This window comes from Parablastomonas sp. CN1-191 (assembly GCF_049354825.1).
Lineage (GTDB): Bacteria > Pseudomonadota > Alphaproteobacteria > Sphingomonadales > Sphingomonadaceae > Novosphingobium.
This window is the reverse complement of the sequence record NZ_CP186480.1, coordinates 175,277-197,121: the sequence shown is the minus strand read 5'-3', so window position 1 is coordinate 197,121 and position 21,845 is coordinate 175,277. Positions and strand designations below refer to the sequence as shown.

At 68.6% G+C, this 21,845-nt stretch carries 24 protein-coding genes, 1 tRNA gene and 1 pseudogene; 12 read left to right on the top strand and 14 right to left on the bottom strand.

Annotated features, from left to right (window positions below; translation table 11 throughout):
* The 6 genes from rplK to ACOYW6_RS00980 form a co-directional block, all read right to left on the bottom strand.
* Entirely contained in the window at positions 1-432 is a 432-nt protein-coding gene (gene rplK, locus ACOYW6_RS01005; protein ID WP_423141975.1) for a 50S ribosomal protein L11, read from the bottom strand.
* A 153-nt stretch (positions 433-585) separates the two neighbouring features.
* Positions 586-1,812, bottom strand: a complete 1,227-nt coding sequence (locus tag ACOYW6_RS01000; RefSeq protein WP_423143143.1) for a chloride channel protein — start codon at positions 1,810-1,812, stop codon at positions 586-588.
* 103 nt (positions 1,813-1,915) lie between these two features.
* The gene (gene nusG / locus ACOYW6_RS00995; protein WP_423141974.1) at positions 1,916-2,452 is read right to left on the bottom strand and encodes a transcription termination/antitermination protein NusG; all 537 of its coding nucleotides are present in this window, start codon (positions 2,450-2,452) and stop codon (positions 1,916-1,918) included.
* 49 nt (positions 2,453-2,501) lie between these two features.
* Positions 2,502-2,696 carry a preprotein translocase subunit SecE gene (gene secE / locus ACOYW6_RS00990; RefSeq protein ID WP_423141973.1) on the bottom strand — a complete coding sequence of 65 codons (195 nt, stop codon included), beginning with the start codon at positions 2,694-2,696 and terminating at the stop codon, positions 2,502-2,504.
* 185 nt (positions 2,697-2,881) lie between these two features.
* On the bottom strand, positions 2,882-4,417 hold the full coding sequence (locus tag ACOYW6_RS00985; RefSeq protein ID WP_423141972.1) for a hypothetical protein: 1,536 nt from the start codon (positions 4,415-4,417) through the stop codon (positions 2,882-2,884).
* A gap of 12 nt (positions 4,418-4,429) precedes the next feature.
* Positions 4,430-4,505: transfer RNA gene (locus tag ACOYW6_RS00980), tRNA-Trp, on the bottom strand.
* Positions 4,506-4,594: 89 nt separating this feature from the next.
* Between ACOYW6_RS00980 and aat the strand changes: the two genes are divergently transcribed.
* Positions 4,595-5,374 (top strand): leucyl/phenylalanyl-tRNA--protein transferase, encoded by a 780-nt coding sequence (gene aat, locus ACOYW6_RS00975; RefSeq protein WP_423141971.1) that lies wholly within the window; start codon positions 4,595-4,597, stop codon positions 5,372-5,374.
* Positions 5,375-5,409: 35 nt separating this feature from the next.
* On the opposite strand, the pseudogene ACOYW6_RS00970 reads toward aat, so the two are convergent.
* From ACOYW6_RS00970 to ACOYW6_RS00955, 4 genes and pseudogenes are all read right to left on the bottom strand, one after another.
* Positions 5,410-5,592 (bottom strand): annotated as a pseudogene (locus tag ACOYW6_RS00970) (DUF2155 domain-containing protein); the annotation flags it as partial.
* Between the two features lie 247 nt (positions 5,593-5,839).
* Complete coding sequence (locus ACOYW6_RS00965) at positions 5,840-6,253, bottom strand: NADH:ubiquinone oxidoreductase subunit NDUFA12 (protein ID WP_423141970.1); 414 nt, start codon at positions 6,251-6,253, stop codon at positions 5,840-5,842.
* A 59-nt stretch (positions 6,254-6,312) separates the two neighbouring features.
* On the bottom strand, positions 6,313-6,804 hold the full coding sequence (locus ACOYW6_RS00960) for a DUF192 domain-containing protein (RefSeq protein WP_423141969.1): 492 nt from the start codon (positions 6,802-6,804) through the stop codon (positions 6,313-6,315).
* A complete protein-coding gene (locus tag ACOYW6_RS00955; protein ID WP_423143142.1) occupies positions 6,801-7,373 on the bottom strand; it encodes a RecX family transcriptional regulator in 573 nt (190 codons plus the stop codon). Before ACOYW6_RS00955 ends, ACOYW6_RS00960 begins: the two co-directional genes overlap by 4 nt.
* 149 nt (positions 7,374-7,522) lie before the next feature.
* On the opposite strand from ACOYW6_RS00955, the gene ACOYW6_RS00950 reads away from it, so the two are divergent.
* From ACOYW6_RS00950 to ACOYW6_RS00930, 5 genes are all read left to right on the top strand, one after another.
* Positions 7,523-9,286 carry a fatty acyl-AMP ligase gene (locus ACOYW6_RS00950; protein WP_423141968.1) on the top strand — a complete coding sequence of 588 codons (1,764 nt, stop codon included), beginning with the start codon at positions 7,523-7,525 and terminating at the stop codon, positions 9,284-9,286.
* Positions 9,287-9,484: 198 nt separating this feature from the next.
* Complete coding sequence (locus ACOYW6_RS00945; protein WP_423141967.1) at positions 9,485-10,090, top strand: phytanoyl-CoA dioxygenase family protein; 606 nt, start codon at positions 9,485-9,487, stop codon at positions 10,088-10,090.
* Between the two features lie 180 nt (positions 10,091-10,270).
* Positions 10,271-11,479 (top strand): toxic anion resistance protein, encoded by a 1,209-nt coding sequence (locus ACOYW6_RS00940; RefSeq protein ID WP_423141966.1) that lies wholly within the window; start codon positions 10,271-10,273, stop codon positions 11,477-11,479.
* 15 nt (positions 11,480-11,494) lie between these two features.
* Positions 11,495-12,262, top strand: a complete 768-nt coding sequence (locus tag ACOYW6_RS00935; protein ID WP_423141965.1) for a hypothetical protein — start codon at positions 11,495-11,497, stop codon at positions 12,260-12,262.
* Positions 12,263-12,559 (top strand): polyhydroxyalkanoic acid system family protein, encoded by a 297-nt coding sequence (locus tag ACOYW6_RS00930; protein ID WP_423141964.1) that lies wholly within the window; start codon positions 12,263-12,265, stop codon positions 12,557-12,559.
* A gap of 15 nt (positions 12,560-12,574) precedes the next feature.
* Here the strand turns inward: ACOYW6_RS00930 and ACOYW6_RS00925 are convergent, their stop codons facing one another.
* Together ACOYW6_RS00925 and ACOYW6_RS00920 are read right to left on the bottom strand one after the other, a co-directional pair.
* Positions 12,575-13,015 (bottom strand): DUF2721 domain-containing protein, encoded by a 441-nt coding sequence (locus ACOYW6_RS00925; protein WP_423141963.1) that lies wholly within the window; start codon positions 13,013-13,015, stop codon positions 12,575-12,577.
* A gap of 7 nt (positions 13,016-13,022) precedes the next feature.
* Entirely contained in the window at positions 13,023-14,027 is a 1,005-nt protein-coding gene (locus tag ACOYW6_RS00920; protein WP_423141962.1) for a sensor histidine kinase, read from the bottom strand.
* 363 nt (positions 14,028-14,390) lie between these two features.
* On the opposite strand from ACOYW6_RS00920, the gene ACOYW6_RS00915 reads away from it, so the two are divergent.
* Both ACOYW6_RS00915 and ACOYW6_RS00910 read left to right on the top strand, forming a co-directional pair.
* A complete protein-coding gene (locus tag ACOYW6_RS00915; RefSeq protein ID WP_423141961.1) occupies positions 14,391-15,758 on the top strand; it encodes a glycosyltransferase in 1,368 nt (455 codons plus the stop codon).
* On the top strand, positions 15,755-16,672 hold the full coding sequence (locus ACOYW6_RS00910) for a hypothetical protein (RefSeq protein WP_423141960.1): 918 nt from the start codon (positions 15,755-15,757) through the stop codon (positions 16,670-16,672). Before ACOYW6_RS00915 ends, ACOYW6_RS00910 begins: the two co-directional genes overlap by 4 nt.
* Here the strand turns inward: ACOYW6_RS00910 and ACOYW6_RS00905 are convergent.
* The gene (locus ACOYW6_RS00905; RefSeq protein ID WP_423141959.1) at positions 16,669-17,307 is read right to left on the bottom strand and encodes a glutathione S-transferase family protein; all 639 of its coding nucleotides are present in this window, start codon (positions 17,305-17,307) and stop codon (positions 16,669-16,671) included. The genes ACOYW6_RS00910 and ACOYW6_RS00905 overlap by 4 nt on opposite strands.
* A gap of 60 nt (positions 17,308-17,367) precedes the next feature.
* Positions 17,368-19,044: an MFS transporter gene (locus ACOYW6_RS00900; protein WP_423141958.1), complete on the bottom strand. Its 1,677-nt coding sequence runs from the start codon at positions 19,042-19,044 to the stop codon at positions 17,368-17,370.
* A gap of 174 nt (positions 19,045-19,218) precedes the next feature.
* On the opposite strand from ACOYW6_RS00900, the gene ACOYW6_RS00895 reads away from it, so the two are divergent.
* The 4 genes from ACOYW6_RS00895 (at position 19,219) to rutD (ending at position 21,843) form a co-directional block, all read left to right on the top strand.
* Entirely contained in the window at positions 19,219-19,884 is a 666-nt protein-coding gene (locus ACOYW6_RS00895; protein ID WP_423141957.1) for a TonB family protein, read from the top strand.
* Positions 19,885-19,947: 63 nt separating this feature from the next.
* Positions 19,948-20,691 carry a pyrimidine utilization protein B gene (rutB, locus tag ACOYW6_RS00890; protein ID WP_423141956.1) on the top strand — a complete coding sequence of 248 codons (744 nt, stop codon included), beginning with the start codon at positions 19,948-19,950 and terminating at the stop codon, positions 20,689-20,691.
* On the top strand, positions 20,691-21,074 hold the full coding sequence (gene rutC / locus ACOYW6_RS00885) for a pyrimidine utilization protein C (protein ID WP_423141955.1): 384 nt from the start codon (positions 20,691-20,693) through the stop codon (positions 21,072-21,074). The genes rutB and rutC overlap by 1 nt, the downstream gene beginning before the upstream one ends.
* Complete coding sequence (gene rutD, locus ACOYW6_RS00880; RefSeq protein ID WP_423141954.1) at positions 21,067-21,843, top strand: pyrimidine utilization protein D; 777 nt, start codon at positions 21,067-21,069, stop codon at positions 21,841-21,843. The genes rutC and rutD overlap by 8 nt, the downstream gene beginning before the upstream one ends.
* Positions 21,844-21,845 lie beyond the last annotated feature (2 nt).

Genomic DNA, 21,845 nt, shown 5'->3' with positions numbered 1-21,845 from the left:
TTAACCCTCCACGACCTGCAGGCCCATCGAGCGGGCGCTGCCTTCGATGATCTTGGTCGCCTGATCGATGTCGTTGGCGTTGAGATCGGCCATCTTCGTCTGCGCGATTTCGGCCAGGGCCGAACGCTTGATCGTGCCGGCCGAAATCTTGCCCGGCTCCTTCGAGCCGGCCTTGAGGTTGGCGGCCTTCTTGATCAGGAAGCTGGCCGGGGGCGTCTTGGTGACGAACGTAAAGCTGCGATCCGCATAGACCGTGATTATGGTCGGGATCGGCATGCCGTTCTCGAGTTCTTGCGTGGCGGCGTTGAACGCCTTGCAGAATTCCATGATGTTGACGCCGCGCTGGCCCAGCGCCGGGCCGATCGGCGGCGACGGATTGGCCTTGCCCGCAGGCACCTGCAGCTTGATGTAACCTTCGATCTTCTTGGCCACGATGGGCCTCCTTTCTTCCTGTTGCCGGCCCGCGGGGCCGGCTCAGAGTGAGCGGTCAGACAAAGGGCGCAAGCCCTTCTCCCGCACGGAATCGCCCGGCGGCAGCCGGGACGAAGACGCGCGCATTAGCGATCCGCGCGCCGATTGCAAGGCTCAGCGGTCGGCGAAGCCCAGCGACAGCGCGTGGTACAGCTTGTCGCGGCACAGGCCCGCGCTGGTCCAGTCGGCGATCAGCGCGGTGGCGAACAGCGGCAGGATCATCGTGCGGTCGGCGGTCATTTCCATCACGATGATCACCGCGGTCAGCGGCGCGCGCACGACCCCGGTGAAAAAGCCGATCATGCCCAGCAGCACCAGCGCGCCCGATTGCTGCGGCGGGAACACCAGCCCGAGGAGCTGGCCCAGCCCCGCCCCGACCGACAGCGACGGCGCGAAGATCCCGCCCGGCGCGCCCGACAGCGCGGTTGCCAGCGCGGCGAGGAACTTGCCCGGCCCGAACAGCCACGACACCGTCGTTCCCTGAAGCAGCTGCCGCGTCGTCTCATAGCCCGTGCCCCAGGTCAGCCCGCGGCTCGCCAGGCCGACCAGCGCGACCATCAGCCCGCAGGCCGCCGCGAAGGCGATCGGCCGCGCCCGCGCCGCCGCCAGTGCCGGGTGCGCCGAGGCACGAAAGGCGATCAGCGTGCGCGCGAAGGCCGCGCCGGCCACCCCGCCGCTCAGTCCGGCCAGCGGCGCCCCGACCAGCATCGAGGCCAGCGGCAGTTTCTGGCTCATGGCGCCGAAATAGACGTAGTCGCCCGCCACGCCGAGCGAGACCAGGCCGGCGATCAGCACCGCCGCCATGACCAGCACCGCCACCTTCTGCTCGAACGCGGCGGCCAATTCCTCGATCGCGAAGGCGACCCCCGCCAGCGGGGTGTTGAACGCCGCGGCGATGCCGGCCGCGCCGCCGGCGATGATGACCCCGGCGGTAATCGGCACGCGCAGCCAGCGGTGCACCGCCACGCCCACCGCGGCGCTGAGCTGCACCGTCGGCCCTTCGCGCCCGACCGAACCGCCCACCATCAGCATCGCCAGGGTGCCCGCCACCTTCACCAGCGCGCTGCGCAGCGAAACCAGCGCGCCGGTGGCGGCGCGTTGCGGCTGGCGCGCGGCCGCCATGACTTGCGGGATGCCCGATCCGCTTGCCGCCGGGGCGAACCGGCGGGTCGCCCAGGTAACCAGCGCGAAGCCGGCAGGCGTCAGCACGATCGGCAGCCACGGCCAGATCCGCACCAGGCCGGCGAAGAAGTTCTGCGAAAATTCGCCCGCCCAGGCGAACGCCACGCCGGCGAGGCCGAGCGCCACCGCGCCCAGCACCGTGGCGGCGCGGCGGCGCATTTCTACCGCGCTGACGGCGGCGGCGCCGTTCCTGAGCGGCAGGAGCCAGGCCCGTTCTTGACCCCGGGCGCGCCTTTCGGGTCGCGGGGCCAAGCCGCCCTCCTTACTTGCTGAGTTCGACCTGCTCGAAATCGAGCTCGACCGGGGTTGCGCGGCCGAAGATCGAAACCGAGACCTTGACCCGGTTCTTGTCGAAATCGAGCTCTTCGACCAGGCCGTTGAAGCTGGCGAACGGCCCGTCGAGGACCTTCACCGAATCGCCGATCTCGTAATCGACGTTGATGTGGCGCTTGGGCTCGGCCGCCATCTCGTCGCGGGCGCCGAAATAGCGCGCCGCCTCGCGGTCGGAGATCGGCTGCGGCTTGCCGCTGCCGCCCAGGAAGCCGGTGACCTTGGGGGTGTTCTTGACCAGGTGATAGACGTCGTCGGTCATCGCCAGCTTGGCCAGCACGTAGCCCGGCATCGTCTTGCGCTCGGACTGGACCTTCTTGCCGCGCTTGACCTCGGTCACGGTCTCGTGCGGGACTTCGACCGCCTCGACCAGCTGGGTCAGGCCCATGCGCTCGGCCTCGGAAACGATCGAATCGCGGACCTTGTTCTCGAAACCGGAATAGGCGTGGATGATGTACCAGCGGGCCATGTCGTGCGAAGCTTTCCGTTAAGCGTGGGTGCGGGGATCGGGCGCCGGATCAGGCCAGCGACAGCAACTGCTTGACCACCCAGCCGAACAGGCTGTCGATGCCCAGGAAGAAGACCGCCAGGAGCGTCATCAGGATGACGACGAAGATCGCGGTGGTGACCGTTTCCTGGCGCGAGGGCCACACGACCTTGCGCGCCTCGGTCTGGACCTGGCGGACGAACTCGCTGGGGCTAGTCTTGGCCATCGCTGTCTACAGTCCCGTTACCCGAAGAATTCCAACGTGCCTTTCGCCATGGGCTCCGCGCCGCCCCGGCTCAGGTGCCGGGAGGGGCGAGGCAGTCTATCCGATGGCGGAAAGCACCGCGCATCTAGCTATGCCGCCGCGCTTTGGCAAGCGGCGCAATCCGCACGCCCGATCCGCTGAACCCGTCAGTCGGCGGGCTTGCGCGGGGCCAGCCGCGCGATCAGCGAATGGCGGGTGGCATAGACCACCTGCGTTCCGGGCGGCAGCATGACGGGGACCTCGCCCACATACCACAGCCAGTCCATGTCGCGCACCGGGCCGTAGTCGGTAAGGTCGAGGATGTGGTCCTTGGACACGAACAGCCGCTGGCTGGGGTCGTTCCAGTGCGGCCGCGGCCCGGCGAGCGAGATCATGTGCACGCCCGGCAGGGCGAAGTTGCAGTTCGACAGCGCGTCCTTGCGGATCACCGCGTAGCCGCAGATGTGTTCCCACGGGTTGAAGGCCCAGCGCCCGCGCGTGATGCCCACGACATTGGCGATCCGCGCCCCTTCGGGCACCAGCGCCAGTCCGGCGACCTCCTCGGCGGTCTCGCGCGATTGCGAAACCCACGCCTCGGTCGTCACCCCCAGCCGCACCAGGAACAGCGCCGGCGCCAGGTAGAACACCCAGCGCGGCGCCCGCCACGCCACCGCCAGCGCCGCGGCGATCAGGCCGCTGCCGATCAGGCGGTAATCGGCATAGTCGCCGCCGAAGATGTGGCGCGGCATCGCCAGCGATCCCGCCATCATGAACAGCGCCGCCCAGCTCAGTCGCCAGTCGAGCCGGCGCAGCATCAGCGCCGCGAACAGCGCCAGCCCGACGATCGAGATGCTGGCGATGTCGAGCCACTCGACCTGGTCGCGCATGGCCCGCACCCACAGCGTCTGCTTGAACAGCAGCGGCGCCGCGCCGTAGCTGGGCAAGTCCTTGCCCGAGCCGCCGTGGAGGATGAAGAACAGCAGCGGAAAGGTCAGCGGCCATGGCGCCGCGAACGCGCGCCACGTCTTCGAGCGGTGCCATTCATAGCCGAACACCATGATCCCCAGCACGCCCCAGCCCGACACGTGGGCGAAGTACACCGCGACGCCGACCGGGATCATCAGCGCCCAGCGCCAGCGCCGCTCGCGCAGTTCGACCCAGGCGGCGAACGCGAACAGCGCCATCGCCAGGCTGAGCATGTAGTTGAGAAAACCGAACGCCATCGCCGGCTGCCACACCAGCGCAGCCGCCAGCGGCGTCGCCACCGTGACCCGCCGTCGCAGCGCCCATTCGACCGCGACGATGCCCAGCGCGTTCAGCACCGGCAGCGCCATCGCCACCAGCCGCCCGGCGCTTTCGACGCCCATCAGCTTGCCCAGCGGCAGCATCAGGATGTCGATCCCCAGGTTGCCGACCCACAGCCACTGGAAGTTGTAGTACTGCTGCAGGAACGGCCGCGCGTCGCGGAACAGCATGACCTCGTAGCGCGCCAGGTGCGACGGGTAGTCGGTCATCGCCGGGAAGGCCGCCAGGTAGGCGGGCAGGCCCGCCACCAACGCCAGCGCCAGCCCGAACAGCAGGCTTTCGCGCGCGCCGGGGACCGCGCGCAGAAATGCCTCGAGCGGACCGCGCGGCGCCCGCTCCGCCGCGTGGCGGCGGAGGCGGAAGCGGCTGCGAAACGTCACGAGGGGCGAATCAGGCATGTCCGGAACGGCTGGCAGGAGTGGAGGGACTCGAACCCACGGCCCTCGGTTTTGGAGACCGATGCTCTACCAACTGAGCTACACTCCTGCGGGCGGGGGCCGCCTCTATAGCGAGCCATCGGGGATGGCAAGCGCGCTGCTGGTCGTGCTGGCCCCGGTCCTGGCATGAGTGCTATCATGGCCCCCGTGCACGCCCCGGTCCAGCCATCCCCGATCGATCCCGACCTGCTGCTGCTGGCCTATCGCAGCGGCATCTTCCCGATGGCGGACCGGCGCGACGATCCCGACATCTTCTGGGTCGAGCCGCGGATGCGCGCGATCCTGCCGCTGGACGGCCTGGTGGTGTCGCGTTCGCTGGCCCGCACGCTGCGCCGCGGGCGCTTCCACGTCACCTGCAACCAGGCCTTCGCCGCGGTGATGGAGGCCTGCGCCGCGCCGCGCCCCAAGGAAGGCGGCGACGGCGGCGAGACCTGGATCAGCGAGCGTATCGAGGCCAGCTACCGTGAACTCCAAGCCGAAGGGCGCGCCCATTCGATCGAGTGCTGGCAGGACGGGCGCCTGGTCGGCGGGCTCTACGGCGTCGGGTTCGACCGGGTATTCTGCGGCGAATCGATGTTCAGCCGCGCCGCCGACGCATCGAAAGTGGCGCTGTGCTGGCTGGTGGCGGCGCTGCGGCGCGCCGGCGCAGTCCTGCTCGACTGCCAGTTCTTGACCGATCACCTCGCCTCGCTGGGCGCGGTCGAAATGCCGCAGGACGATTACCTCGACCTGCTGCGCGCCGCTCAGGCCGGCGGCGCCGATGCCGCGGGGCTGGCGGCGGACGCGGACGCCTTGGGCGCCGGGGCGGCGCTCGGCTTGCCGGCGGCCTTCGCCGCGCTGCTGGCCGATGCGGCGGCGGCCGGGCTGTCTTCCTCGCCCGGGAACTTCATCGCGCAGTCCTTGACCCACACGTCGTAGACCGGGTGCTCGACCACGTTAAGTGAAGGCGCGTTCTTGAACAGCCAGCCAGAGAACACCCGGCGCCAGGCCAGCGCATCGGCCGGGGTGGCGCGCTCCTCGACATAGACTTGCACGAAGGCGCCGGTTTCAGGCGGTTCTTCCCACGGCAGCGTCTTCTCGCAGGTCGACAGGCGGACGACGACGTTGCCCACCCGCTTGGCCTCGCCCGGCTTCATCACCAGGTCCTGGGTCAGGTTGTTGCGCTTGTTCAGCAAGCCGATCGTGGCAACGCGGTCCTTGACCGGGGTGCCGAACTTCGATTCGACCACGCCCGACGCGATCGGCGTCGCGGCGACTTGCGGCGGCACTTCGGTGGCGGTCTCGTCAGGCTCCTGCGAGCCTTTGCAGCCGGCCAGGCCGCTGGCCAGTACCGCCACCGCGATCACGGCGGCAGCGATCGGAGCAGGGGCCCGCCTCATCGCGTCAGGCGTCCGGGGTCCAGGCCTGGTAGTCGCCGGTCGCGGCGGCGCGCTTGCCGCCCCGCTCCAGCGCGCCCTGCGGCCGGTAGGCGTTCGGCGTGCCGGTGGCATTGGGGCTGTAGTCGACTTCCCAGATGCGCGGCGCGGGCAGGTTGCTTTCGGGCACCGAATCGAACGCGCCGTGCAGCCAGCCATGCCATTCCGATGGCACCCGGCTGGCGTCGTTGGCGCCCTTGTAGATCACCCAGCGGCGTTCGCGCCCGGCAAACGGATCGCCCTTCGCCCGCGCTTTCCTGGCCCGGAAATAGCGGTTGCCCTCGGCATCGTGGCCCACTTCCTCGCCGCGCAGCTTGCTGTCGAGGAGCGTGGTGACCGTGGCGCCGTCCCACCAGGTGAAGATCTTGGAGAAGAAACTCATGGCCTGCGCGTTAGCGGCAGCGCCGCGCAGCGGCAAGCGCCGCGCGCGTGCCTGCCGCCCTACCAGCTGACCCGGTCGCCCGCGGCGATGCCCAGCTGCGCCGCGCGCCCGCCGTTGAGTTCCAGCACGCCCTTGACCGGGCCGAGCGAGGGCAGCGACTGTTCCGAATAGGGCACCGCGTTGGCGGCGATGTTCAGGATGCGGCCGTCGCTGCCGATGAACACGATATCCAGCGGGATGACCGTGTTGCGCATCCAGAAGCTGGCATCGCGCGGCGGGTCCATCGGGAATATCATCCCCTCGTCGGCGCCCATTTTCGTGCGGAACATCAGGCCGTGCGCCTGTTCGATGGCGCTGCGCGCCACTTCGACGCGAAAGGTGTGCGCCTGCCCGTCGGCACCGGCGATCGTCAGCGGGATGACCGGCAGGCCGGATTCGGGGTGCACGGCGGCGCTGGCGGCGACCGCGGCGGCAGTGTCGGCTCCGCCCGCCTGCGCGCAGGCGCCCAGCGCCAGCGCCGCGGCGGCGGCAACAAGAATACGCTTGCTCATTCGTCGTCCTCTCGTGCCGCGGCGACCCATTCGATCGCGGCCTGCTCGCTTGCTGCATCGATCACAACGCGCGCGAAGTCCATCGGGTGCCCGGCGCGCAGCATCGCGGCAACCTGCTTTTCGCGCTGCGGCCGTTCCAGAGGAGCCGCGCCGAAGGGTCCGAACCGACGCCGCCGCGCCAGCGCCAGTGCGGCGCTGCGGGCCTCGTGCTCACCCGGGGCGACATCGGCGCGCAGGTCCTCGGCGATGCCGGCGGCGTTGAGCGCCTGGCCGATCCGCCGCCCGCCATAGCCGCGCCGCAGCAGCCCGCCGGCCTTCGCGCGGGCGAACGCCGCGTCGTCGACATAGCCGCTCGCCACGAACCGCTCGACCAGGCGCGCCACCGGCGGCTCGCCCTCGCCCTCCCAGCCGCGCTCGCGCAGCTTGCGGCGCAGATAATCGTCGAGCCTGGCGGCAGAGGTAGCGAAACGGGCGACATAGGCCAGCGCCAGCTCCTCCAGCCGCGCCGCGCCCAGGGGCCTGGGCGGGCGGCGTTCGCGCGATTCGCGGCGCTTTCGGGACGCTGCCATGGTTTCCACGGTCATAATCGTGCCACAGTCGGCCCCGATTGGGAAAGCCCGAAGCGCCGCGCGGCCCAGTCGCGGGGCATTCAGCCAAGGTTCGGGTCACGGCGGCAATCGTCGGACCAGATATTTGAAATAGAACGGGTTTTCGCATCATGACCGACGCCGCGACCAGCACTGCATCGCTGACGCCGACCCCCAATGACGACACCCTGCCGCGCCGCCTGGCGGACTTCGCCACGTTTGGCGAAGCGCTCGACTACGCCGCCACGGGGCAGCTCGGCCTCAATTTCCACGATCCGCGCGGCAATCTGGCCCGGGTCTATCCATACAGCGAATTGCGCGACGACGCGCTGGCGATGGCGCGCCGCCTGGTTGCTGCCGGCATCGCGCCGGGCGACCGCGTGGCGCTGGTGGCCGAAACCGGACCGGAATTCGCGGCGCTGTTCTGCGGCGCGATCTATGCCGGCGCCTGGCCGGTGCCGCTGCCACTGCCGACCAGTTTCGGCGGCAAGGACAACTATATCGAGCAGCTGTCGGTGCAGCTCGCCTCGTCGGACCCCAAGGTGCTGCTCTACCCGGCGGAAATCGCCGAGATGGCCGGTGCCGCCGCCGCGCGCCAGGGCTGCCAGGGGATCGACTGGCAGAGCTTCGCCGCGACCGCGCCGGCCGACTGCACGCTGCCGGCGCAGAACACCGATGACATCTGCTATCTGCAGTATTCGTCGGGATCGACCCGCTTTCCCCACGGTGTCGCGGTTACCCACGCGGCGCTGCTCAGCAACCTCGCCGGCCATAGCGAGGGCATGAAGGTGCGCGCGGGCGATCGCTGCGTGTCGTGGCTGCCGTGGTATCACGACATGGGGCTGGTCGGCTGCCTGCTGTCGCCGATCGCCAACCAGGTCTCGGCCGATTACCTCAGGACCGAGGATTTCGCTCGCCGTCCGCTCGCCTGGCTCGACATGATCAGCCGCAATCCGGGCACGACGCTCTCCTACTCGCCGACCTTCGGCTACGATATCTGCGCGCGCCGCATCTCCAGCCAGTCGAACGTCGCCGAACGCTTCGACCTGTCGCGCTGGCGGGTTGCCGGCAACGGCGCCGACATGATCCGCCCCGACGTCATGCAGGGCTTCGTCAACGCCTTCGCCGCCGCCGGCTTCAAGGCCAGCGCCTTCCTGCCCAGCTACGGCCTGGCCGAAGCGACCCTGGCCGTCACCATCATGCCCCCGGGCGAAGGCATCCGGGTCGAACTGGTCGAGGAAGAGCGTCTGTCGGGCACCCCGCGCGATCTCAGCCGCCCGGCCCGCTACCGCGCCATCGTCAATTGCGGCAAGGCCGCCAAGGACATGACGATCGAGATCCGCGGCGAGGCCGGCCAGGCGCTGGGCGATCACCGCATCGGCAAGGTCTGGTGCCGGGGCCCCAGCGTTATGCATTCCTATTTCCGCGACCCGGAATCGACCGCCGCCTGCCTGGTGCCGGACAAGGACGGGAACCCTTGGCTCGACACCGGCGACATGGGCTACCTGGTCGACGGCTACCTGTTCATCGTCGGCCGGGCCAAGGACATGATCATCATCAACGGCAAGAACCACTGGCCGCAGGACATCGAATGGGCGGTGGAGCAGCTGCCCGGCTTCCACCAGGGCGATATCGCGGCGTTCAGCGTCGAGAACGAGAACGGCGAGGAAGTGCCCGCCGTCCTGGTCCACTGCCGCGTCTCCGATCCGGAAGAGCGCAAGAAGCTGCACGAGGAAATCCGTGACAAGGTCCGCTCGATCACCGGCATGAACTGCGTGGTCGAACTCGTCCCCCCGCGCACCTTGCCGCGCACCTCCTCGGGCAAGCTCAGCCGCGCCAAGGCCAAGACCCTGTACCTGTCGGGCGCGATCGAGCCGCTCAAGCTGGCGGCGTAAGGGGCCGTCAGGAAACCGCCGCAAAGCGGCCGAAGCGGTGACTTTCATCCCGTTAGCTGCCTGTCAGCTAACGACCCCATTGCGGCCGTTGCGCCACCGGGTCGTTGAGGCATAGCTCAGCGCATGACGAGTAATCATGCGAACCTAGATTTTGCTTCGGTTGGGGCGCGGCATTTTCGGGGTGCCCTCAGGCCTTGCATGGAGGCACTAGAGCAGTCGCTCGCGAAGCTGCCCAAAGAGGAGGCGGGACTACGGCTCCACGGCATCGAGCCTCTACGACCGCTGCTTGCCAGCGATGGCTGTATCGGAGCCATCGCCGCTTCGGAGTTAGGATCGTTCGCAAAACCGGTAAAGGCTGTCCTGTTCAATAAATCGCCAGAAACCAATTGGTCGCTCGCCTGGCATCAGGATCGCACGATATGCGTGCGTGAAAAGCGCGACACTCCGGGTTTTGGCCCGTGGACCGTCAAGAGCGGCATGGTTCACGTCGCTCCGCCCTTCGACCTCTTGACGCGAATGGTGACATTGAGAGCGCACCTTGATGATGTTCCCGCCACAAACGCACCGCTGCTTATAGCGCCGGGTTCACACACAATTGGCCGGGTGGCTTTCAATCAGGTTGATAAGGTTGCCCGTCGTTGCGGCACTCTTTCTTGTCTTGCTGAAGCTGGGGACGTTTGGCTCTACGCGACGCCTATCCTTCATTCCTCTGAGGCCGCTTCGATGCCGCGAAGCAGGCGAGTGCTGCAAGTGGATTACGCGGCTGAGGAACTTCCCAGTGGGCTCGAGTGGCTTGGCGTTTAACGTCCGCTATCCACCCCAATTTCGGAGATAGCGATCCGCCGACGCCTTCCCTGGAAGCAGACCCGACGCAAGCCCCGACCCCGCCGAAGGGTCCGATTTGCGTATTACTCGGACAATACACCTTGCGTTGAGTGCCGTCGCACCGCATCTTAGCGGTGACCGAGAAGGGATTTGACGACAATGGCCACCACGCCTGTTGAAACTGCGACTGCCACCCCGCTCAACCTGACGCCGCCCGATCCGGTGCCGGTCGTCGCGGCGGAGAGCGCCGCGGGCCTCGTACCCGTTTCGGCGGAGGACAAGTCGAAGCTCGATACCAAGGTCGACGCCTTCATCGCCGACCTGGTCGCCGCGCACGCCAACTCACCCGAGTTCGGCAAGAAGGTCGACCAGCTGACCAACATGGGCCGCAAGGAGATCATGGCGGCAGCCTCGATGTCCAACCGCTTCCTCGACCGCCCGGTGCGCGCGATGGACAAGGATTCGGGCGTCGGCGCCAACCTGGCCGAACTGCGCCGCACGGTGGAAGACCTCGACCCCGGCAAGAAGGGCCAGCTTTCCACGGGCCGCAAGCTCCTCGGCATCATCCCGATGGGCAACAAGGTGAAGCGCTACTTCCAGTCGTACCAGTCGGCGCAGGGCCACATCCAGTCGGTGCTGGGCCACCTCTCGTCGGGCAAGGACGAGCTGCTGATGGACAACGCCGCCATCGACGTCGAGCGGGCCAAGCTGTGGGAGGCGATGGGCAACCTGGAACAGATGATCCACATCAGCCGCACGCTCGACGCCCGGCTCGAGGAAAAGGCGGCCGAGCTCGACGGCACCGATCCGGCCAAGGCCAAGGCGCTGCGCGAAACCGCGCTGTTCTACGTCCGCCAGCGCACGCAGGACCTGCTGACGCAGATGGCGGTAAGCGTGCAGGGCTACCTCGCGCTCGACCTGGTCAAGAAGAACAACGTCGAACTGGTCAAGGGCGTCGACCGCGCCAGCACCACCACCGTGGGCGCGCTGCGCACCGCGGTTACGGTGGCGCAGGCGATGACCAACCAGCGGCTCGTGCTCGGCCAGATCACCGCGCTCAACACCACGACCGCCAACATGATCGATTCGACCAGCCAGCTGCTGCGCGACCAGACCAGCAAGATCCACGAACAGGCCGCGTCGAGCACGATCCCGGTCGAGACGCTGCAGCGCGCCTTCCAGAACATCTACGACACGATGGATTCGATCGACACCTTCAAGGTCCGCGCGCTGGAATCGATGAAGCAGACGGTGACCACCCTCACCGCCGAGGTCGAGAAATCCAAGGGCTATATCGCCCGCGCCGAAGGGCAGAACCAGGCCAGCATCGCGCACGACGCGCCCAGCCTGCTGTCGCTGGAAGGTTAGGGTGGGACAGGGCTGATGGCGGGCGAGGCCAACAATTCCGACCTGATCCTGCGCCAGGCGCGCCAGTCGCTGAACGATCAGCGCGCCGGCGGGCGCCGCGTGGGCGGATCGATCGGGCGCCGTTCGGGCGAGATGAAGCGCGTCCACCTCAAGTGCAAGGTCGCCCGCGCGGTCGCGGTGCTGGTGGCGCTTTGGGTCGGCACGATCGCCGCCGGGCTGGTGCTGGGCGGCATCGGGGTGACCGGGATCATCCTGGTGGCGCTGCTGGGCGCGCTGATGCTGGGCGGCCTGATCACGTTTCCGCGCCTTGAAACGCCTTCGGTCGCCTCGCTGGGCAAGAGCGACGTGCGCAGCGTGGTCGGCCGGACCGAGCTGTGGCTGGAGCGCCAGCGCCCCGCCCTGCCGCCGCCGGCGGTCACCCTGGTCGACCAGCTCGGCGTCCAGCTCGACGCGCTCGGCCTCCAGCTCGACGGCCTGGATGATGGCCAGCCCGCCGCGGTCGAAGTGCGCAAGCTGGTGGGCGAAACGCTGCCCGGGCTGGTGTCCAACTACACCAAGATCCCGCGCCACTTGCGCGGCGAGGCGCGCGGCGGGACCACGCCCGACCAGCAGCTGACCGAGAGCCTGGGCAAGATCAGCGCCGAGATCGACAGCGTCACCCGCCAGCTGGCCAGCGGCGCGATCGACAACCTGGCGATCCAGACCCGCTACCTCGACTACAAGTACGGCGCCGCGCTGGACGAACCCGCCGCGCTGGCCGACCACCGCGAAAAGGCGACCTGAATGCGTTTCTCGATCCCCCACAGCCTGGGCAAGGACGAAGTCCGCCGCCGCCTCGACGCGCGCAAGGACGAGCTGGCCGGCCACATCCCCGGCGGCATGGCAGAGGTCCATACCGAGTGGGTCGACCAGGACCGGCTCAGGATGGCGGTTGGCGCGATGGGTCAGCAGGTCAACGGGATGGTCACGGTCGAGGACCACGCGATGATCTACGAGCTCGACCTGCCGCCGGCGCTGTCGTTCGTCGAACCGATCATCCGCGGCGCGATCGAGAAGAACACCCGCAAGCTGCTGACCTGACGGCCGGGCCGCGGCCTACAAGTCGCGGTGCAGTTCCAGGTAGTCGCGCGGGATCTGCAGCTGCGCGGCGGCGACCTGCGTTTCGCGCAGGAACAGGACCAGCGCGCACATCAGCAGCCCGACCGCGAGCAGGAAGAACGCCGCCGCCACCGTCTGCAGCGACAGGCCGGCCAGTTCCTCCAGGAACAGGATCGTCACCGTCGTCCCGATCGACAGGCCGGCCATCACCAGCATCCGGATCGCCTGCGTCACCAGCACCATGCGCCGGTCGATCAGGCGCATCTCCGCGACGACCATGTCGTGTTCCGGGCCGCTGGTGGCGACGTGGTGCCCCTGCAGTTCGCGCGATCGGTCGACCACGCGGCTCAGCCGGCTGGACAGCACGTTGAGGAAATTGCCCATCGCCACCAGCACGAAGACCGGCGCGAGCGCGAGCTGGATGGTCTGCGCGATCATGCCCCGCTTATTCCGCCCGCAGTTCGACGTGGCAACCCGCGTGGGACAGCTCGCGAACGTGCTGCGCGCGCGCCTGGCGCGCAAAGGCCCGCAGCAGCCCTTCGCCCTGGCCGCCCCGGCGGCGCGGCCCTTGGACGCCCGCGGCCCCGACGCCGTCGTCGCTGACCGCCAGAGTCCAGGCCTCGGCCCGGCCCGTCAGCGATACCCTGACGGTGCCGGGGCGATCGCCCGGGAAGGCATACTTGGCGCAGTTGGTCAGCGCCTCGTTGATGTAGAGCCCGATCGCCACCGCCGCGCCGCGCGGCAGGCGGATGTCGTCGATCGCCTTTTCGATTGCCACGTTGGGGCCGAACGACGCCCGCGCCAGGCGGTCCACGATCGCGGGCAGGAATTGCGCCATGGCGACCTCTTCGGAGCCGTTCGAGGCCGCGGCAATATGTTCGAACGCATCGGCGAAAGTGTGGACGCGGGCAATCGCCTGGTCGAGCGCGGCGACCGTTTCGGGCGCGCTCTCGCGGCGCTTCTGGATTTCCAGCAGGCCTGCGATCATGGCGAAATTGTTGCGGGTGCGGTGCTCCAGCTCCTCGTGGAGGACGCGCGCCAGGGTGATCTCCTCGCCCAGGCGCTTGACGCTGCGCGCCACCGCGCGGCGAAAGATTTCCGCCAGCAGCAGCACCACCGCGGCGCAGACCGCGTTGAGCATCATGCGCGCGGAGTCCCCGGTCACCGCGAAATGGAACGAGAGCCGCACCGGCAACACCACGTACCAGGCCCACAGCAGGCACACGGCATAGGCGACCAGTCCGGCCCGCCAGTGGCCGTAAAGCGTGGCGATCAGGACGGTGGGATAGACGATCGCGAAAGGCCCGACCGTTGGCGCGACCTGGTCGATCGACGTGCGCACCGCGATCATCGCCGCCGATGCCGCCAGCCCGAAGGCGACTTGCGCCGCGACTTGCGCGCCGGGGCGGGCAAAGCGGCGGCTGACGTCGAAATGCGCCAAGCGATCCATTGAAATGCCCCACCCCGTTTCGCGGCGGCCACCGGATGCGGCACGGTCCACGAATCTTGCGTGCACTAGTTAGCACAAACGGTGCGACGACAACAGCGAACACCGCGCCGACCAATTCGGCGCCCCCTTAATATTCGCCATTCCGCACGCCCCGTTCCGGCACAGGCGCAAGCGCCGTTCCGAAAGGCGGGAATTAACCAATTACAGTGACCAGTTTTTGCCGCGTCCGCGCGCACGTTCTGTCCGTATAGAAATAAACGAGCAATCCTGGATTCTAAAAAAAGACGATTTTTCGGGAACTTGGAAGGTTAATCGCGGTTCGGCACCGGATCGCGCCAATCAAAAACGAAGACAGGACTGCGCTTGCCGGACGATTTTACGCCTCACACCGGCTTGCTCGACCGTGTGCGCTACATGAATTGGGTACGATTTAAATTTGCGCTGGCTCTGTTCATCGCCGTGGCCTGGACCACGATGTCGATCGAGCTGGCGCAGCCCTGGCTGCGCGACCTCGGCGCACTGACCACGCCGTGGATCGCCTTCGTCATCATCGGCTTCATCGCCTTCGTTCCTGGCTTCATGTATTCGTTCTTCATCGTTTCGCTGCTGCTCGACCGGCGACCGCGCCGTATCGAGGTGGCCGAATGGCCCGGCGTGACCGTGCTGATGGCCGCCTATAACGAGGAAAAGGTGATGGAACGCACGCTGCGCAGCGTGCTGGCCTCGCGCTATCCGGGGCCGCTGCAGGTCTTCGTCATCGATGACGGATCGAAGGACGGCACGGCCGACGTCGTGCGCGCCACGATCGCCGCCTTCGCCCCGGTGCGCCCCGCCTTCGAGGTCCGGCTGATCCGCCACAAGGTCAACCGCGGCAAGGCGGCCGCGCTCAACACCGGGCTGGCCAACGCCGCGCACTCGCTGATCGCCACGGTCGACGCCGATTGCCGGGTGACGCCCAGTTCGATCCGCAACATCGTCGAATGTCACGTCAGCCAGCCGGTTCGCACCCATGCCACCGCGGGCGCGGTGCTGGTCGACAATGCCGCCGCATCGCTGATGACGCAGGCACAGCAGTGGGATTATTTCCACGGCATCGCGGCGGTGAAGCGGATGCAGTCGATGTATCACGGCACGCTGGTGGCGCAGGGCGCCTTCAGCCTGTTCGAAAAGCGCGCCCTCGACGCGATCGGCGGCTGGCCCGAGACGGTGGGCGAGGACATCGTCATGACCTGGGCCATGCTGAAGCGCGGCTACCGCATCGGCTATGCCGAGGACGCCTTCATCTTCACCGTGGCGCCCGCCACGTTCCGCCAGTTCGCGCAGCAGCGCAAACGCTGGTCGCGCGGCCTGATCGAGGCGCTGGAGGACCACCAGGACATCCTGGTCAAGCCGCGCCTGACCACGATGTTCCACTGGTGGAACCTGCTCTTCCTGCCGCTCGACCTGGTCTACACGACCGTCTTCATCCCCGGCCTGGTGCTGGCGATGTTCGGCTATTTCTGGATCGCCGGGCCGATGACGCTGGCGCTGCTGCCGCTGGTCGGGATCTGGAACCTGATCGTCTACCGCATCCAGAGCAAGGCGTTGAAGCGCGAGGACCTGGAACTGAAGCCCCAGTACATGGGCCTGGTGTTCTACCTGCTGGTCTACGCGCTGATGATGCAACCGATCTGCGTGTGGGGATATCTGTCCGAACTGACGGGACAGGCCAAGAAATGGGGTACCAAGTGAAGACGATCGCTCTGGCCGCCGCGCTGATCGCGCCCACCGTCGCCGCCGCGCAGGACGCGCCGCGCGCCGATGGCGGTCCCGCCGCGGGCGCGGAAATCTATGTCTCGCGCGACGGCGACGATACCTCGATGGTGAAACTGCTGGGCCGCGCGCTGGTCGATTACCACGGCCGCGACGACTACAAGGGCATCGCCGCCGAACAGGTCTGGATCACGCCGATGGGCGGCGCGCGGGTCACCCAGCAGCGCCTCTACGCCGATCTGGCCGGGCCGCTTGGCAACGGCTGGCATTACCGGGCCCGGGTCGGAACCAATTTCAAGACCGTTCTGGGCAGCGCCGAAGTGCGCACCGACGATTACCGCACCAGCCTGTTCGTCGAGCGTGACATCGTCGAGACGCCGCAAGGGCTGCAGCGCGGCCTGATGTACACGTTCGCGGGCGTCAGCCAGGACGTCACCTTCGGCCCGCGCGACGTGCTGTCGCTGACGGGCGGGGTGCAGGAATTCAGCCCCGGCGACAACGTGAGGCTGCACGCGCGCGCCACCTACACCCACGTCCTGGCCGAACAGGCGGGCCTGTCATTCCAGCTGCGCGGGCGCTATTACCACTCCACCCATCCTGGCGAGTTCGACTATTATTCGCCGCGCAACTACGCCGAAGTCCTGCCGGTGCTGCGGATGCGGCGCTTTCTCAAGGACGGATCGATGGTTCTGGGCGCGCTTGGCTATGGCGCCCAGCGCGACGATTTTTCAGGCTGGAAGCCGTCGCGCTATGCCAACTTGCGCTACGAAAGCCCGCGCAATGCGCGCGGCTGGGATGCCTTTGCCGACGTGACCTATACCAACAACTCCAGCGTCAGCGGCATCAGCTATTACTACGTGCTGGGCCGCGCCGGGTTCACGCACCGGTTCTAGAGCGCGAACGAGGCCCGCTCTGCCAGCCGGGCGCGCCAGGCGGCGATGCCCGGCCGCCCTGCCGACCCATCAACGCCGATAACGCGCGCGAAGTCGAGCGCGACGCCGCCGACGATGTCGGCAACGCTGAACCCGCCCGCGGTCACGAAGTCGCGGCCGGCAAGCTGCGCCTCGAGCGTGTCCAGGAACGCCGCGAACCGCGCCTTGCCGCGTTCGGCCAGCGCCGGGATCTGTGCATAGTCGTGCGGGCCGGGCAAGGCGCGCCCGGCCATCGCCGGGGCGCTGTTGCGCACCGCCTCGGCAATCGCCCACAAGCCTTCGTTCTCGATCCGCTGGGTCCAGCTGGCGACCTGCGCCTTGTCGATCGCATCGCGCCCCAGCAGCGGCGGCTGCGGCCTGACCGCCTCGGCCCAGGCGGCGATGCCGGCGTTGTCGGTCAGCACCGTGCCGTCCGCCAGTCGCAGCGCCGGGACGGTCTGCGCCGGGTTGATGGCGCAATAGGCGGCGCCGCGCTGCTCGCCGCTGGCAAGGTCGACGCGAACGGTGTCGTGCGCGATGCCCTTTTCGGCCAGCACGATGCGGGCGCGGCGCGGGCTGGGCGCGCGGGGGAAATCGTAAAGCACGGGCAGCGTCATCGGGCAGTCTCCCTCTTGCCCCCGACGCTAGCCCAGCCGGCGCGGGCCGACAAACCGCGGCTAGATCGTGCCGCTCGCCAGCATCCGCGCGTCGGGCGTGGTGCCGGCAACCGGCTGGCGTTCGACCAGCCGCAGGATGCGCGGCGGTTCGTCCGCGGCGTGGAGCGATCGGATGACCTCGGTATTCTCGGCATCGGCCTGCGTGCGGCGCTGGTTGTGGCGGACGTAGTCGAACCAGGTCGCCACCTGGTAGCGTTCGTACCAGATCTCCGGGTCCTCCAGCCCCTGCAGCACCCGCCACTTGTGCGCGCCGTCGCGGCGGCGGATGCGGCGCCGCTCCGCCATGGCAAGCAGGAACGCGGCCTCGTCTTCCGCGCGGATACGGTATTCGACCATGATCGTGATCGGTCCGGCGCGATCGTCGATCGGCGTGCCTATGACTGGTTGGTTCCACATCCGCAGCGGGATCGCAGCGCCCGGCGCGATCGCCGGAACCGGGAACCGCCATCCGACCACCAGCCCCACCGCCAGGACTGCGCTGGCAGCGGCAAGCGCGGTCGCGGTCGACCACCCGGCGGCGACCTGGCCGAACAGCCACGACCCCACCGTCAGCCCGGCAAACGCGCACATCTGGTACAGCGACAGCGCCCGTGCCACGACCCAGCGCGGCGCCCCCAGCTGCGCCGAGACATTGAACGAGGACAGCGACATCACCCAGCCGGTGCCCGCCGCGGCGAGCGCCGGCAGCGTCAGCGCCAGCCACGGACTGAACGCGGTGACCGCCGCGCCGATGGCGGCCAGCGACCCGGCCAGCCGCAGCACGTTTTCCACCGGCAGGCGGCTGCGCAGCCGCGTTCCCGCGATCGCCCCGCCGACCGCGCCAAGCCCGAACGCGCCCAGCAGCAGGCCGTAAGTCAGCGGCCCGCCGGCAAATCGGTCGCGCGCCAGGATCGGCATAAGCGCGGGGATCGCCGCCGCGCCCAGCCCGAACAGCATTGCCCGGCCCAGGACCAGGCGGATGTGCGGCGACAGCCAGACGAAGCGCACGCCGTCGCCCATCGCCGCCGCCAGCCGCTCACGCGGGAGCGGGTCGGTCCGCGGGGGGCGCTTCCACCGCGCTATCGCCACGATGACCGCGATATAGCTGACCGCGTTGATGAAGAAGGCCGCCGCCGCGCCAGCGATGCCGACGATGGCGCCGCCCAGCCCCGGCCCGGCGCTGCGCGCCAGGTTGAAGCTCATCGCGTTGAGGCCGACCGCGCCCGACAGCAGGCGGCGCGGCACGATGTCTCCGACAGACGCCTGCCAGGCCGGGTTGTTGATCGCCGCGCCGCAGCCGATCAGGAACGTCATCGCCAGCAGCACCCACGGGCCGGCATGGCCAAGCCAGGTCGCGATCGTCAGCGCCAGCGACACCAGCAGCATGAAGCTTTGCGCGCCGAGGATCAGCTTGCGCCGGTCGTACCCATCGGCAATCGCGCCTGCCGGAAGCGCCAGCAGCGTGATCGGCAACGCCGCACTGGCAGGGACCAGCGCGATCAGCGTCGGCGAATCGACCATCGATGCCATCAGCCACGCGGCGCCGACGTTCTGGATGACCGACCCGAAGTTGGAGATCAGCGTTGCGATCCAGACATTGCGGAACAGCGGCACCCCAAGCGGCGAGGCAGCCTCGCTCTCGTCGAAATCCACGGCCGGATCGGCATGGGGTGACGGTGCCGAGTCGGGGTTGGCCATGACGGCGCTTATACGCGCGGCATCGGCACTGTCATGGGGCGCAAAACGTCCATGTTGAACCACTTGCGTGCCAAGATGATGATGTTATGTTATCTCATCAACCGAGGAGTCGACCCGCCGCGCCGGGTGTCACCGCCGCGGAAAAGGGCGTCCCGCCAGAGAGAGGATGCCGCCATGTCTTATGCCGGATCGATGAACCCAAACCGCCGCGCCGCCATCCTTGGCGGGGTCGCCGCGCTGCATATCGGCGTCGGCTACCTTCTGGTTACGGGCCTGGCTGCGACGATCATGGAAAAAATGGATCCGCCGCTGGTCGCCAACCCGATGCCGCTCGATCCGCCCTCTCCCCCGCCGCCGTCGCAGCGTGCCACCGACAAGCCGCGCCCTTACGATCCCCTCGTGGTGCCCACCACCGCCGTCACCGTGGCCCCGCCGACCGAGGGTGTCATCGTCACCCTGCCGACGGTGCCGCCGTCGACCGATGGCGGCGGCATCGGCGACGTGGCCTTCCCCACTTTCACGCCCAGCCCGTCGCCGTCTTTCGCCGCGGTCGGGCCGCGCCCGCGCGGCCGGCCGGGCGAATGGGTCGGACCGATGGATTACCCGTCGACCGATCTCAGGCTCGAACACGCGGGTACCACGCGCGTGCGGCTGACCATCGGCAGCGACGGCCGGGTGGCCAATTGCGCGGTCACCGGCTCGAGCGGCTGGCCCGGCCTCGACGCCGCCACCTGCGCCCGGCTGACCCAGCGCGGCCGCTTCGAGCCCGCCACCGACACCACCGGCGCCAGAGTGGGCGGCAGCTTCGCGACCTCGGTGACCTGGGAAATCCCGCAATAAGTCGCACTTGCATCGGTTCGCTCCTTCGGTGAAGCTGGCCGCTTCGCGCGAAGGAGGCGGACTGTGGCCGATGTCATCGAAATAGCGGGCCGGAGCGCAGACGCGGTGACGCTGCCGGCGCGGCCAGAGCCGCTGCGCATCGATCCGGCCACCACCGCGGTCGTCGTCATCGACATGCAGAACGCCTATGCCAGCAAGGGCGGCTACGTCGACCTGGCCGGCTTCGACGTCGGCGGCGCGGCCAGCGTTATCGGCCGCATCGCGCAGACGCTGGGCGCCGCGCGCGCCGCCGGCTGCCCGGTGATCTTCCTGCAAAACGGCTGGGACGGCAACTATGTGGAGGCGGGCGGCCCGGGATCGCCCAACTGGCACAAGTCGAACGCGCTCAAGACCATGCGCGCCCGGCCCGAACTGGCCGGCCAGCTGCTGGCGCGCGGCGGCTGGGATTACGAGCTGGTCGATGCCCTGGCCCCGCAGCCCGGCGATATCCGCCTGCACAAAACGCGCTACAGCGCCTTTTTCAACTCGCAGCTCGACAGCACACTGCGCAGCCGCGGCATCCGCACGATCGTGTTCGTCGGCATCGCCAGCAACGTCTGCGTGGAATCGACGCTGCGCGATGCCTTCCACCTCGAATACTTCGGCGTGATGCTGGAGGACGCGGTCCATCACCTCGGCCCCGACTTCGTCCGCGACGCGACCCTTTACAACGTCGAGAAGTTCTTCGGCTGGGTCAGCACGGTCGCCGATTTCTGCGGCAGCGTCGGCCAGGCCGAGCGCGCCCCATCAATCCAGGAGGACACCTGATGCCGTTCGAAGCAATCAACCCGCCGCAGTTCCCCACCCCGATCGCGCCCTATTCGGCCGGCGCGAAGGCGGGCAATACCGTGTACGTCTCGGGCGTGCTGGCGCTGGGCGAAGGCGGCGCGGTGCTGCACGTCGGCGATGCCGCCGCGCAGACGCGCCATGTCCTCGAGGTGATCAAGACCACGCTCGAGGCGGCGGGCGGCCGGCTCGAGGACGTGGCGATGAACCACATCTTCCTCAAGGATTTCGCCGACTATGCCGCCTTCAACCAGGTTTACGCCGGCTATTTTCCCGGCGACAAGCCGGCGCGCTACTGCATCCGCGCCGACCTGGTGAAGCCCGACTGCCTGGTAGAGATCGCCAGCGTGGCTCACCTTGGCTGAAGCCGCTGGCCTCTATTACGAGGAGCACGGCAGCGGGCCGCCGCTGATCCTGTCGAGCGGTCTGGGCGGTTCGGCGGCTTACTGGGCGCCCAACATCGCCGAACTGGCCGCGCATTTCCGCGTCATCGCGTACGACCACCGCGGCACCGGGCGCAGCCACCGCGCGCTGCCGGAAGCGGTCTCGCTGGCCGACCTGGGGCAGGACATCGTCGCGCTGATCGACGCGCTGAACCTCGATCGGGCGCTGGTCCTGGGCCACGCCATCGGCGGCCTGGCGGCGCTGGAGGCGGCGCGCAGCGCGCCGCACAGCATCGCCCGGATCGCGGTGATCAACGGCTGGGCCAGCCTCGATCCGCAGACCGAGCGCTGCTTCGACGTGCGGCTGGCGCTGCTGCGCCGAGCCGGCGTGGCCGCCTATCTGCAGGCGCAGCCGCTATTCCTGTTCCCGCCGCAATGGCTGTCCGACCACGATGCCGAGCTGCGCGCCGAAAGCGCGCACCAGCTTGCCGCGTGGCCGGGCGATGCCACGATCGAAAAGCGCATCGCCGCGGCCCGCGCCTTCGATTGCCGCGACTGGGCCGGTGCTGTCGGCGCGCCCGTCCTGCTGGCCTGCGCCGCCGACGATCTGCTGGTACCGGCCGCCAATACTGCGCGCCTGGCCGACCTTCTGCCCCATTCGCGCGTCGCCGCGCGGTTGTGGGGCGGCCACGCCCTCAACATCACCGATCCGACGATCCTTCACGATGTCGTCGCCTTTTTCAGGAGCTAGCC